Below are 12,287 nucleotides of genomic sequence, written 5' to 3'. Positions count from 1 at the left end.
TGCTCCGAGGAACCCTCAGGTCTCCAGCCCGTGAGCTCTTCTCTCCTCATGCTCCGAGGAACCCTCAGGTCTCCAACCTGCGCACCCGCTCCTCGTCACCCGTGCGCGGGCAGGTGATGCAGGTGTCCTCGGGGCGCACCACGTAGTAGAGGCAGCAGCCCAGGCGGGTGCGCGTCAGGTGCTCGGCGCCGCCGCTGCCCGTCAGGCGCCGGAAGTCGGCCGAGCCGACCATGGGCGCCGTGCCGCCGGGCAGCACCTCCTCGGCCCGCGCCACCGCGTCCTCCTCCCGGCCGAGTTCGCGGCCCAGGTACCAGAGGGCGGAGACCAGGTCGTCCGTGACCATCCCCCACAGCGCGCGGCTGCCGCGCTTGGCGACCGGGCGGAAGGCGGCCAGCACGGGCTCGGCGTGCTCCGCCACCGCCGCACGCAGCTCCGCGCGCAGCTCGGACCCGCCCGGCACCACGCGCACACCCACTGGGACAGGCCCTGGGCCCCGGACCGCCGGGTCGCCCGGCAGGCAGGCGAAACCGCCCGGGCGGAAGGCCAGTTCACCGCTGTGCGGCGCGATCCACACCTGATCGGCGCCGAGCACCGGGACCCGGCGCTCCAGGTACCAGGGCCCGACGGCGAGCAGGCAGACCGACCAGAGGTAGTGGTGCAGCAGGCGGGCGGCCGACACGTGCGGGGGCACCGCGCAGCCGTGGGCGGCGCGGATCCGGCGGGCCTCGCCGGCGATCAGCTCGTCCATCCGGTCCGCGAGGTCCCGGGCCGCGACCCAGCCCGCGGGCTTCGCCTCGCCCTCCTCGCACACCCGCACCCGCAGCGCCGGGCAGTCGGCGTTCAGCCGTCGGCAGTCGACGGCGAGCAGCTCGGAGGCCGAACGGGGCGTCACCCCTGGGGGCACCGCCAGTGTTTCGAACATCGCGAAAACTCCCCGTCAGATCGGATTTCCCAGACTAAGGTAAGGCTCACCTTATAGGCGAACTTGACTTACTTAGGTTTGCCTAACCTAATATCGATCTCGTGTTGAGAATCGACCTGCCGGCCCCCGCCGGCCCGGCCCAGCGCTCTTCGGCGCCCCGGCAGACCCTGCTGTTCGCCCTGAGCCTCTGCGTCCTGCTGCTCTGCCTGGCGGCGAGCCTGGCGCTCGGCTCGCGCTCGGTACCGCTGTCCACCGTCCTCGACGCGCTGACCGGCTCGGCCAAGCCGACCGACACCGGCGCCCAGGTGGTGACGGGCCTTCGGGTGCCGCGCACGGTGCTCGGCCTGGTGGTCGGCGCGGCGCTCGGCGCGGCCGGCGCCATCGCGCAGGGCGCCACCCGCAACCCGCTGGCCTCGCCCACCACCCTGGGCATCAACGCCGGCGCGAGCTTCGCGGTGGTCACCGCCATCTACGCGCTCCACCTCGACCAGCCGGTCCAGTACGTCTGGTTCGCCGTGGCGGGCGCGACGGTGGCCGCCCTCGGCGCGCACGCGATGGCCCGGCAGACCGGCGACCTCGACCCGACCAAACTCGCGCTCGGCGGCACCGTGCTGGCCGCGGTGCTGACCTCCTGGACCTCGGCGCTGATGCTGTTCAGCCGCCGCACGCTGGACGAGGCCCGGTTCTGGCTGGTCGGCTCGCTGGACGGGCGCGGGCTGGAGGTGCTCACGCCGGTGCTGCCACTACTGGTCCTCGGACTGGTGCTGGCGATCGCCGTCGCCCCGGCCCTCAACGCGCTCGCGCTCGGCGACGAGAGCGCCCAGGCACTGGGTGTGCCGGTGGCCCGGATCCGCGGCGCCGCCGGACTGAGCGTGGTGCTGCTGGCGGCCGGCGCGGTGGCGGTGGCGGGGCCGATCGCCTTCGTCGGCCTGGCCGCCCCGCACCTGTGCCGCCAGGTGTTCGGCAACGACCACCGGCTGCTGCTGCCCGGCTGCCTGATCGGCGGTCCGATCCTGCTGCTGGCCGCCGACGTGCTCGGCCGGCTGGTGATCCGCCCCTCCGAGCTGGAGGTCGGCATCGTCACCGCCTTCCTCGGCGCCCCGCTACTCGCCCTGCTGGCCCGGCGGGCCGCCCGATGACCACGACACCGACCTCCCCCGCCCCTCGCGCACCGCGCGGCGCCCGGGTCCGGCAGCGCCGGCGCACCCTGCTGATCTGCCTGCTCGCCCTGGCCCTGCTGGTGACGCTCACCACCGTGGGGCTGAGCACCGGCGAGCTGTCGATCCCGCCGCTGACCGCGCTGCGCGCGCTGTTCGGCTTCGGCGACGCCGGCGACGTCCTGGTGGTTCAGCAGTTCCGGGCGCCCCGGGTGCTGGCCGCGCTGATCGCCGGCGCCGGGCTGGCCGTCTCCGGCGCGCTGCTGCAGCGGCTCTTCCGCAACCCGCTGGCCTCGCCCGACGTGGTCGGGGTCACCGGCGGCGCCTCGTTCGGCGCGGTGCTGCTGCTCGCCCTGGGCGCCTCCCAACTCCTCGTTCCGCTGGCTGCGTTGGGCGGCGGGCTGATCGCCGCCGGGCTGCTCGGCGCCTTCGCCTGGCGCTCGCGTGCCGCGGTGGGCCGGCTGGTGCTGGTCGGGCTCGCGGTGCAGTCCGGGCTGGCGGCGGCGGTGAACCTGATGATCGTCCGTTTCCCGGCCGAACTCGCCTCCTCCGCACTGCAGTGGACCACCGGTTCGCTCTACGGGCGGACCTGGACGGAGATCTGGGTCGGCGGCGGCGCGATCACCGTGGCGCTGACCGCGGTCCTGCTGCTGGACCGCCGGGTGGCGGTGCTGGACCTGGGCGACGACTCGGCCGGCGGTCTCGGCCTGCGCCCCGACCGGGCCCGGCTCCAACTGCTGCTGCTCGCCATCACGCTGGCCTCGCTGGCGGCCTCGCTCACCGGCCCGGTCGGGTTCGTGGCGCTGGCGGTGCCGCACCTGGTGCGGTTCCTGGCCGGCCCGCCCACCCCCGCGACGCTCGCGCTGTGCGGGCTGCTCGGCGCCGTCCTGCTGCTCGGCGCCGACCTGACGGTGCTGCACCTGCTGCCCGTGGCCGGCCTGCCGGTCGGCGCGATGACCGCCACGCTCGGCGCCCCCTGGCTCCTGGTCCTGATGATCCGTCAGGGCCGACCGATGAACCGGAGTACCCGATGAGCCCGCTCGCCCCGCCGTCGACGGAGCACCCCAACCAGCTCGCCGCACAGGGCCTGAGCCTGCGCTACGGAGCGCGCACCATCGTCGACGGCCTGGACCTGACGCTGCCCGGCGGCGCGGTGACGGCCGTGGTCGGCCCCAACGCCTGCGGCAAGTCGACCCTGCTGCGCGGCCTGGCCCGACTGCTCGACCCCGCGGGCGGCACCGTCACGCTGGACGGCTCGGACCTGCACCGGATGCCCGCCCGGGCGCTGGCCAAGCGGATGGGCCTGCTGCCCCAGCAGCCGGTCACCCCCGAGGCCATCACCGTCGAGGCACTGGTGCGGCTCGGGCGCTACCCGCACCAGCGGCTGCTCAGCCCCTGGTCGGCCACCGACCAGGCGGCCGTGGAGGCGGCGCTGGAGCGCACCGGGACCGCCGAACTGCGCGACCAGCCGGTCGACCAGCTCTCCGGCGGGCAGCGCCAGCGCGCCTGGATCGCCCTGACCCTGGCCCAGGACACCGAGTTGCTGCTGCTGGACGAGCCCACCACCTTCCTGGACCTGCGCCACCAGCTCGACGTGCTCGACCTGGTCGCCCGCCTGCACGAGGAACTCGGCCGCACCGTGGTCATGGTGCTGCACGACCTGGGCCAGGCCGCCCGCTACGCCGACCACCTGGTCGTCCTGCACGAAGGCCGGCTCGCCGCCGCCGGACCACCCGGCGAGGTGCTCGACGCCGAGCTGGTGGAGCGCGTCTTCCAGGTGCCGTGCCGGGTCATCCCCGACCCCGAGACCGGGACGCCGCTGGTCATCCCGCGTGCCCGGGTCGCCGCCGCCGACTGATCCCCCCAACAACCGACCGCCCGCTCCCCACCACAGAGAAAGCTCTCCCATGTCCCAGCGCACCACCCGCCTCCGCCGTCTGCCCGTCGCCGTCCTGGCCGTCGCGCTCAGCACCACCCTGCTCGCCGGCTGCGGCAACGACAAGAGCACCGCCGACGCCAAGCCCGCCGCCGCGAGCGCCGGCAGTGACACGGCGGCGAGCTTCCCCCGGAGCATCACGCATGCGATGGGGACCACCGAGATCAAGAGCCGGCCCAAGCGCGTCGTGGTGCTCGACAGCGGCGAGTTGGACGACGTCACGCTGCTCGGCATCACCCCGCTGGGCGCGGTCTCCCCGCACCTGAAGACCGAGGGCGGGTTCCCGACCTACCTCAAGGGCGAGATCCAGGGCACCAAGGACGTCGGCCCGATGGCCGAGCCCAACCTGGAGCTGATCGCCTCGCTCAAGCCCGACCTGATCCTCTCCTCCAAGGTCCGCCACGAGAAGATCTACGACAAGCTCAGCGCGATCGCCCCCACCGTCTTCGCCCAGACCACCGGCGTGACCTGGAAGGACAACATCGCGCTGTACGCCAAGGCGCTGGGCAAGGAGGACGAGGCCAAGAAGGCACTGGCCGACTACCAGGCCCGGGCGGCGAAGCTGGGCACCGAGATCAAGGAGAAGAACAACGGCACCATGCCGACCGCCTCGGTGGTGCGCTTCATCGCCGGCCCGACCCGGCTCTACCAGAAGGCGTCGTTCAGCGGCACGGTGCTCCAGGACATCGGCCTGGGCCGGCCGGCCTCGCAGGACGTCGACGGTTCGATGATGGACGTCAGCCCCGAGCAGGTCGACAAGGCGGACGCCGACCTGGTCTTCGTCACCGTCGCCGACGACCCCAACAAGACCCAGCAGAGCCAGGTCGAGTCCACCCCGGTCTGGCAGAACCTCAAGGCCGTCAAGGCCGGCAAGGTCTTCAACGTGCCGGACGAGACCTGGATGTCGGGCATCGGCGTGCAGGCCGCCGACCAGATGCTGAACGACATCGCCAAGGCGACCGGCGTCACTGCGGTCAACTGACCGACCACCGGGGCGGGTTCGGCCACCGCACCCGCCCCGGTCGGGCCACCCCGCCCCCGGCCCCCGCCCTCCCGGCCCCGCCTACCCGCCCCGCCCCGCCAAGACGAGGACTCCATGCGGCTCTACCTGCTCGCGCACAACCCCACCGACTCGGTCTCCCAGGGTTTCCTGCCCGCCGCGGCCAGACTGGGCCTGGCGGTCACCGTGCTGACCGACCACGCCCAGGCGCACCGCCTGGCCTACGCGGAACGCACCGACCTGCCCGCGGACTTGGTGGTACTGCCGTGCGAGGTGGCGGACTTCCGCGAGGTGGTCGGACTGATCTCCCGTCAGTCACCGGAGCCGGCCGCCGTGTTCAGCAACAGCGACCATCTGCAGACCTCGGCCGCGCTGGCCGCCGACTACTTCGGGCTGCCGGCCAAGGACTGGCGGGCCACGCTGCGGGCCAAGAACAAGGCCGAGCTGCGCCGCCACCTGGCCATGAGCGGCCTCGACACCGTGCACAGCGCCGAACTGATGCCCGGCCAGCTGCTGGACGAGCTCGACCTGCCGCCCTTCCCGTGCGTGGTCAAGCCGCGCGAGGGGGTGGCCAGCGAGGACGTGGTCCTGGTCGCCGACCATGCCGAACTGGCCGCCCGCTGCGCGGAGATCCAGCACCGCCGCCCGGCCGCCACCCTGGTGATCGAGGAGTTCCTGACCGGCGAGCTGTACACCCTGGAGACGCTGGGCGACGGGCAGCGCCGCGAGGTGCTGGGCGGGTTCCACACCCGGCTCTCGCCGCCGCCGCACTTCATCGAGGAGGTGCTGACCTTCCTGCCCGCGCACCCGCGCGAGGTGCTCGACCAGGTGCTCGCCCAGCTCGACGCGCTGGGCGTGGGGCTCGGCGCCTGCCACACCGAGTTCGTCGTCCAGCCGGACGGCCGGGCCCGGATCATCGAGGTCAACTACCGTGCCATCGGCGACCAGTGCGACCTGATGCTGGCCCAGCTGCTGGAGATCCCGTACTTCGAGCACGTGCTGCGGGTCCACCTCGGCCTCCCGCTGCCCGCCGAGCTGGGTGCCCGGGACGACCTGCGGGCCCGCAACGAAGTGGTCTGCGCCGACCGCGCCGGCACCCTGACCGCCGCGCCGGGGCCCCGGGACGAGGCGGCCAACGGCGTGCGGCTGAGCTACCGGCCGCTGCGCGAGCTGGGCGAGCGCCACGAGCACTACCGCACCAACCGCGACTACCTGGGCGTGGTCTGGGCGATCGGCCCGGACCAGCAGGCCGTGGACGACGCCGTCGCCCGGTTCGTCGCCGCGAACCGCTGGGAGATCAGCGCATGACCATCGCCGAGACGACCCCCCTGACCAACCCGCCCGGCGCCGCCGACCAGCCGGCCCAGGCGCTCACCCTGCGGGTGCTCAGCGCCCTGCTCCGCGAGGACGTCCTCGGGCTGCGCACCCGCTCCCGCAAGGAGCGGCGCCCGGACGGCGACTGGCTGGTGCACGGCCGGCTGGCGCTGCCGGTGGCCCCCGACGGCTTCCAGTGCGAACTCGCTGCCCGGCTCCCGCTGTTGGAGCAGGAGGGCCGCGCACTCACCGACCTGACCGAGATCCTGGCGGCCCTGCGGGCGCGGGCCGAGGAGACGGACCGCGCGGGCTTCACCGCCTTCGCCGCCGAGTGCGCCCAGACGCTGACCACCATGCGCCTGCACGAGGCGCAGGCGCCGGCCGTGCTGGCCGCACTGTCCCGGTCCTGCGGCACCGACCCGGCCCACTGGACCGGCCCGCGCGCCAGCCTCGGCTTCGACGTGCTGGCCGCCTACCTCGACCACCCGGTCTACCCCACCGCCCGCGGGCGCTCCGGCCTGGACGTCGAACAGCTGCGCCAGTACGCGCCGGAGTGCCACCCCGCCTTCCTGCTGCGCTGGTTGGTGGTCCCGGCCGACGCACTGACGGTGCACGGCCGGGCCCCGCTGCCGTCCTGGTGGCCGACGCCCGCCGCCCTCGGCCTGCCCGAGCTGAGCGAGGGCCATCTCACCTTCCCGGTGCACCCGTTGTCGCTGGGCGAGCCGCTGAGCGAGGCGCTGCGCGACAGCGGCCTGGCCGGGCGGGCACAGCTGGCCGAGCGCCCGTACCTGGAGGTCACCCCGACCCTGTCGATGCGCACCGTGGCGGTCGCGCTGGACCCCACCCTGCACGTCAAACTGCCGCTGGCCACCGCGACCCTGGGCCTGCGCAACCGGCGCACCATCAAGCCGGGCACGCTGGCGGACGGCGCCGCCGGGCAGCGGCTGCTGACCGAGGTGCTGACCCGCGAACCGCGCCTCGCCGAGCGGATCCTGCTCGCCGACGAGCAGTGCTACGCGCACGCCGAGCACGAGCTGCTCGCCGTCCTGCTGCGGCGGCTGCCGGACACCGGGCAGTCCGTCACCGTCTCGCTGGCCGCCCTGCTGGCCACCGCCCCGGACGGGCGCCCGGTGCTGGACTCGCTCGCCGACCGCTTCTACGGCGGCGACGCGCTCGCGCTCTACGACGAGTTGCTCACCCTGCTGCTGGACTGGCAGTGCACGCTCTTCGGGTACGGGATAGCCCTGGAGTCGCACCAGCAGAACACCTCGCTGGTGCTCGACCGGACGGCCGGGCGCACCCGGCTGCGGCTGCTCTACAAGGACAACGACGGACCGCGGATCAACCGCGCCCGCGCCGAGCTGACGTTCCGTCAGGAGCTGCTGGACGCCTTCGACGACGCCCGGGTGTTCGCCGAGGACGACCGCGCGCTGACCGATCTGTTCACCACCATCACCGGCCACCTGTGCACCGCCTCGCTCGCCTTCGGGCTGGCCGAGCGCGGCCGGGCGGAGCTCTCCGTCACCCTGGGTCTGCTGCGCCGGCGACTGGCGCAGGCCGTCGAGCGGCTCGCTGCCGCCGGCGACCCGCTGCGGGCCGCGCTGCTGGACGCCGACCGGCTGCCGGTCAAGGCGATGGTCAGCGCCGGCACGCTGCTCAGCAAGGAGCGCTCGGGCGCCGCGGACATCAACAAGCACTACACCAGCGGGCCGAACTACCTGGCGGACCGGTGAGGACGCAGGCGCCCCAGCCGGCCCGGGCGGCCCGCCCGCAGGCCGCACCGGCCCCCGCCGGGCTGGCCAGGCGCCAGGTGCACGCGGTGGCCGGCTGCTACTTCGTGGCCTCCTTCGCCGCCCTGGGTCTGCCGCCCTACCTCACCTCGATCCTGCCGGGCCTGGGCGACCCGCACGGCCGCTGGGCCGGCCTGCTCTACATCGTCCCCACCGTGTTCAGCGCGCTCGGCGCCCCGCTCTGGGGACACCTGGCCGACCGCTTCGGCCGCAAGCGCCTGCTGCTGCGGGCCCAACTCGGCCTGAGCGTCTCGTTCCTGCTCGCCGGGCTGGCGAACAGCCTGCCGGCCTTCGCGCTGGCGCTGGTGCTCCAGGGGTTCCTCGGCGGCACCTTCGCGGCCACCAACGGCTATCTGGCCGCCGCCCTGGAGGGCCCGGGCCTGTCCCGTGCGCTGACCCTGATGCAGGGTGCCGCGCGGGCCGCGCTGGTGGCCGCGCCGATCCTGGTGGGAGCGCTGTCACCGTGGCTCTCCCCGCACCGCCAGTACGTGGTGATGGCCGTGCTGCCGCTGGCCGCGGCCGCGCTGCTGGCCCGGCTGCCCGAGCCGCGCCGGGCCGAGCCCCTCGACACCGGCGCGGCAGGGGCCGGGGCCGAGCAGCCGGACGAGCGCCCGCCCACCGGCCTGCGAGCGCTCTACCTCTACGAGTTCGCGTTCGTCTTCGCCACCATCATCTCCTTCCCCTATCTGATCGCCCTGGTCGAACAGCGGGTACCGGGCATGAACGGGACGGTGGCCGGCGCACTCTTCGCACTGCCGCACCTGGTCTACCTGCTGACCGCCGCCCGCGTGCACACCGCCGTCCTGGAACGGCCGCAGGCGGCGCTCGCGCTCGGCTTCACGCTGGTCGCCGCGGGCCTGGCCGGACACGGACCCGCGCACTCCACGCTCACCTTCGCGCTGGCCCGCCTGGTCCTGGGCGCCGGCATGACGCTGGGTCTGGTCAGCCTCTCCGTGCTGGCCGCCGACGCCGCCCGCGGCCGCCGGCCGGGCCGGATGTTCGGCACGCTCGAACTCATCTCCAAGGGCGGCGCGGTGGCCGCCGGCGCGATCGCCGCCCTGGTCAACTCGGCCTTCGGCGCGGGCGCCACCGTGCTGGTCGGCACCGCCGCCGCACTGGTCACCGCCGCCGTCTCCGTCCTCTCCCGCACTCGTTGGAGCCACTGATGTCGCCCATCCACACCTCCTCGCCCTCGCTCGCGCCCACCGCCCTGCCCGCGGCGGACGACGTGGTGGCGCACACCCTGGTCAACTGCCTGCTGCGGGAGGTCTCCGGACCCGAGCATCAGACCGCGGTGGACGAGGGCCGACTACTGCTGCGGCTGCCCAGGCGCGGCGCGCTGCTGCGCGTCGCCCTGCGCCGCACCTCGCTGCTCGGCGCACACCGGTTCACCGGCCCCGTCCAGTTGGAGGGGACCGACGGCTGGTCGGACCTCGGCTGGCGGGAGCTGGCCGAGCTGGTGCAGGCCGAGCTGACGCTGCGCACCGGGGTCGCCAACGAGGAGTTCCTGGACCAACTGGCCTCCAGCCACGAGGGCGTGGCCGCCGCGCTGGCCGGGCGCCCGGATGCCGGTTCGGACCGCTACCTGGAGTCCGAGCAGGCCCTGGTCTTCGGCCACCGGTTCCACCCCGCGCCCAAGTCCCGTTCCGCGCAGGGCGCCGACCAGGAGACCTGGGCGGCGTACGCGCCCGAGGCCCGCGCCGCCTTCCCGCTGCGCTACCTGGCGGTGCGCGAACACCTGCTGGCCGAGCAGTGCGTGGACCCGGCGGCGAGCGCGCTGCTGGACGGGCTGCACGACGTCCCGGCCGGCTACCGGCTGCTGCCCGCGCACCCGTGGCAGTACCAGCTGCTCACCGCGAACCCCCTGCTGAAGGCCGCGCTGGCCAACGGCGACGTGCTCGACCTGGGCTGCGGCGGGCCCGAGTTCACCGCCACCGCCTCGGTGCGCACGCTGCACGGCGCCGGCGCCTTCCTCAAGTTCAGCCTGAACGTGCGGATCACCAACTGCCTGCGCAAGAACGCCGCCTACGAGCTGACCGGCGCGGTCGCGCTGACCCGGCTGCTGGACGGCGCGCTGGACGACCTGGCCGAGCGGTTCCCGGACGCCGCGATGCTGCGCGAACCCGCCTACCGCACCCTGGCGCTGCCCGGCCCGGACGGCACCGTGGACACCGAACTCTTCGAGGGCTTCGGCCTGATCGTCCGCGAGGACCTGTCCGCCCGGCTGCGCCCCGGCCTGACCCCGCTGCTGGCCGGCGCGGTGGCCGACGAATACCCCACCAGCTCGGCCCAGTTGGCCCAGCTGGTCGGCGCCGCCGGCCCGGCCGCGCTGCTCGACTGGTGGACCCGCTACCTGCGACTGCTGCTGCCCCCGGTGCTGGCCGCCTACTTCGACCACGGCGTGGTGCTGGAGCCGCACCTGCAGAACGTGCTGATCGCGGTGGACGAGGACGGACTGCCCGCCCAGGTGCTCTTCCGCGACCTGGAGGGCACCAAGCTGGTGCCCGAGCACAACACCGCGCTGCTGGCCGAGTTGCCCGCGCAGGTGGCCGGGCCGATGAGCTACGACGCCCAGCGCGGCTGGGACCGGGTGGTGTACTGCCTGCTGGTCAACCACGTGGCCGAGCTGCTCGCCGTGATCGCCGACCAGGACCCGGCGCTGGAACCGAAGTTGTGGGAGCGGGTGCGTGCGGTGCTGGGCGAGTACGCCGAGGGGCACGGCTGCCCGCCGCGGCTGCGCGCCCTGCTGGCGGGCGTGCCGCTGCCGGCCAAGGCCAACCTGCTCACCCGCTGGCAGCGCAAGGCGGACCGGGAGGCGGGCTACGTGCTGCTGCCCTCCCCACTGGCCGCCTCCGTACTGGCCCAGGCGGCCTGCCCGCCCGACCCCCGGCCGATCGCCGACGAGCTGGTTCGGAGCGCCCGATGACCACTGTGAGCACCATGAGCACCCCCGTCGCCCTGCCGCCCGCGGTCGCCACCCAGGCCGGTGAACTGCCCGCCACGGCGCTGCCCGCCTACCTGTACGACCTGCCCTCCCTGCGCGCACACGCGGCGGCGATCCGGGCCGCGCTGCCCGAGCGGGTGGAGCTGTACTACGCCGCCAAGGCCAACCCCGATCCCGCCCTGCTGCTCGCACTGCGGGACGCGGTCGACGGCTACGAGGTCTCCTCCGGCGGCGAGTTGGCGCACGTGCGGGCCGCCGTCCCCGGCGCGGCCCTGGCCTTCGGCGGCCCGGGCAAGACGGCCGAGGAGCTGGCCGCCGCGCTCGACGCCGGTGTGCACCGCTGGCACGTGGAGAGCGTGGCCGAGCTGCACCGCCTGGCCGAGGCGACCGGGCACCGCACCGGCGCCGACCGGGTCGACCTGCTGCTGCGCGTCAACCTGCCGCTGGGCGCAGGCGCGTTGGACGGGGTGCCGCTGGCCATGGGCGGCCGGCCCACCCCGTTCGGGCTGGACCCGGAGCAGGTGGCGCAGTGCCTGCGGCTGCTGGCCGAGCCGCGCTGCGCCGGCCTGCGGCTGCGCGGCATTCACGCCCACCTGGCCAGCGGGCTCGACGCGGCGGGCCAACTCGCCGTCGCCGAGCAGGTGGTGGCCTGGTCCGTCGAGCTGGCCGACCGGCTGCCGGCGGAGCTCACGGGCGCGATCGAGGAGGTCAACGTCGGCGGCGGGATGGCGGTGGACTATGCCGACCCCACCGCCCGCTTCGACTGGACCGCCTACGGCGAGGGCCTGGCCCGGCTGCTGGCGCGGCACCCGGGACTGCGGCTGCGGATCGAGCCGGGCCGCGCGGTGACCTCCTACTGCGGCTGGTACCTGACCGAGGTGCTGGAGGTCAAGCGCAGCCACGGCGAGGAGTTCGCCGTGGTCCGCGGCGGCACCCACCACCTGCGCACCCCCGCCGCCCGCGGGCACGCCCAGCCGTTCGCGGTACTGCCCGTCGAGGCCTGGCCGCACCCGTGGCCCCGCCCGGCCGTCGCGAGCGGCCGGGTGACGCTGGCCGGGCAGCTCTGCACGCCCAAGGACGTGCTGGCGCACCGAGCTGCCGTGCCGACCCTGCGCGCCGAGGACCGGGTGGCCTTCGCGATGGCCGGCGCGTACGCCTGGAACATCTCCCACCACGCGTTCCTGATGCACCCCCAGCCCGGCTTCCACCTACTGGAATGACCCG

Annotated in this window: 10 protein-coding genes; 9 read left to right on the top strand and 1 reads right to left on the bottom strand. The window is 74.5% G+C overall.

From position 1 onward, the window contains the following. Positions 1–64: 64 nt before the first annotated feature. Entirely contained in the window at positions 65–922 is an 858-nt protein-coding gene (locus ACFZB9_RS09735; protein WP_391445345.1) for an iron-sulfur protein, read from the bottom strand. 167 nt (positions 923–1,089) lie between these two features. Here ACFZB9_RS09735 and ACFZB9_RS09730 point away from each other — a divergent pair, with 167 nt between their 5' ends. The 9 genes from ACFZB9_RS09730 to ACFZB9_RS09690 all read left to right on the top strand — a co-directional run bounded on the left by ACFZB9_RS09730 (position 1,090) and on the right by ACFZB9_RS09690 (position 12,283). Then, positions 1,090–2,061, top strand: coding sequence for a FecCD family ABC transporter permease (locus tag ACFZB9_RS09730; RefSeq protein ID WP_391445915.1), 972 nt, complete (start codon positions 1,090–1,092; stop codon positions 2,059–2,061). After that, the gene (locus tag ACFZB9_RS09725) at positions 2,058–3,113 is read left to right on the top strand and encodes a FecCD family ABC transporter permease (RefSeq protein ID WP_391445343.1); all 1,056 of its coding nucleotides are present in this window, start codon (positions 2,058–2,060) and stop codon (positions 3,111–3,113) included. The genes ACFZB9_RS09730 and ACFZB9_RS09725 overlap by 4 nt, the downstream gene beginning before the upstream one ends. Further along, on the top strand, positions 3,110–3,937 hold the full coding sequence (locus tag ACFZB9_RS09720) for an ABC transporter ATP-binding protein (protein WP_391445342.1): 828 nt from the start codon (positions 3,110–3,112) through the stop codon (positions 3,935–3,937). The genes ACFZB9_RS09725 and ACFZB9_RS09720 overlap by 4 nt, the downstream gene beginning before the upstream one ends. 49 nt (positions 3,938–3,986) lie before the next feature. Next, on the top strand, positions 3,987–4,997 hold the full coding sequence (locus ACFZB9_RS09715) for an ABC transporter substrate-binding protein (RefSeq protein WP_391445341.1): 1,011 nt from the start codon (positions 3,987–3,989) through the stop codon (positions 4,995–4,997). A 114-nt stretch (positions 4,998–5,111) separates the two neighbouring features. Continuing rightward, a complete protein-coding gene (locus ACFZB9_RS09710; protein WP_391445339.1) occupies positions 5,112–6,323 on the top strand; it encodes an acetyl-CoA carboxylase biotin carboxylase subunit family protein in 1,212 nt (403 codons plus the stop codon). Further along, positions 6,320–8,062, top strand: coding sequence for an IucA/IucC family protein (locus ACFZB9_RS09705; RefSeq protein ID WP_391445337.1), 1,743 nt, complete (start codon positions 6,320–6,322; stop codon positions 8,060–8,062). The genes ACFZB9_RS09710 and ACFZB9_RS09705 overlap by 4 nt, the downstream gene beginning before the upstream one ends. After that, complete coding sequence (locus tag ACFZB9_RS09700; protein ID WP_391445335.1) at positions 8,059–9,285, top strand: MFS transporter; 1,227 nt, start codon at positions 8,059–8,061, stop codon at positions 9,283–9,285. Before ACFZB9_RS09705 ends, ACFZB9_RS09700 begins: the two co-directional genes overlap by 4 nt. Then, positions 9,285–11,045 (top strand): IucA/IucC family protein, encoded by a 1,761-nt coding sequence (locus ACFZB9_RS09695; RefSeq protein ID WP_391445333.1) that lies wholly within the window; start codon positions 9,285–9,287, stop codon positions 11,043–11,045. Before ACFZB9_RS09700 ends, ACFZB9_RS09695 begins: the two co-directional genes overlap by 1 nt. Continuing rightward, positions 11,042–12,283: an alanine racemase gene (locus ACFZB9_RS09690; protein ID WP_391445331.1), complete on the top strand. Its 1,242-nt coding sequence runs from the start codon at positions 11,042–11,044 to the stop codon at positions 12,281–12,283. The genes ACFZB9_RS09695 and ACFZB9_RS09690 overlap by 4 nt, the downstream gene beginning before the upstream one ends. Positions 12,284–12,287 lie beyond the last annotated feature (4 nt).

Origin of the sequence: Kitasatospora sp. NPDC008050 (assembly GCF_042957465.1) — a bacterium.
Classification (GTDB): domain Bacteria; phylum Actinomycetota; class Actinomycetes; order Streptomycetales; family Streptomycetaceae; genus Kitasatospora.
Note: the sequence above shows the minus strand (reverse complement) of the source record. Positions and strands in the feature narration are given on the sequence as shown.

What these genes read in the sequence shown, in the direction of transcription:
- ACFZB9_RS09735 (WP_391445345.1), bottom strand. Translation starts at nt 922, where the DNA reads ATGTTCGAAACACTGGCGGTGCCCCCAGGGGTGACGCCCCGTTCGGCC.
- ACFZB9_RS09725 (WP_391445343.1), top strand. Translation starts at nt 2,058, where the DNA reads ATGACCACGACACCGACCTCCCCCGCCCCTCGCGCACCGCGCGGCGCC.
- ACFZB9_RS09720 (WP_391445342.1), top strand. Translation starts at nt 3,110, where the DNA reads ATGAGCCCGCTCGCCCCGCCGTCGACGGAGCACCCCAACCAGCTCGCC.
- ACFZB9_RS09715 (WP_391445341.1), top strand. Translation starts at nt 3,987, where the DNA reads ATGTCCCAGCGCACCACCCGCCTCCGCCGTCTGCCCGTCGCCGTCCTG.
- ACFZB9_RS09710 (WP_391445339.1), top strand. Translation starts at nt 5,112, where the DNA reads ATGCGGCTCTACCTGCTCGCGCACAACCCCACCGACTCGGTCTCCCAG.
- ACFZB9_RS09705 (WP_391445337.1), top strand. Translation starts at nt 6,320, where the DNA reads ATGACCATCGCCGAGACGACCCCCCTGACCAACCCGCCCGGCGCCGCC.
- ACFZB9_RS09695 (WP_391445333.1), top strand. Translation starts at nt 9,285, where the DNA reads ATGTCGCCCATCCACACCTCCTCGCCCTCGCTCGCGCCCACCGCCCTG.
- ACFZB9_RS09690 (WP_391445331.1), top strand. Translation starts at nt 11,042, where the DNA reads ATGACCACTGTGAGCACCATGAGCACCCCCGTCGCCCTGCCGCCCGCG.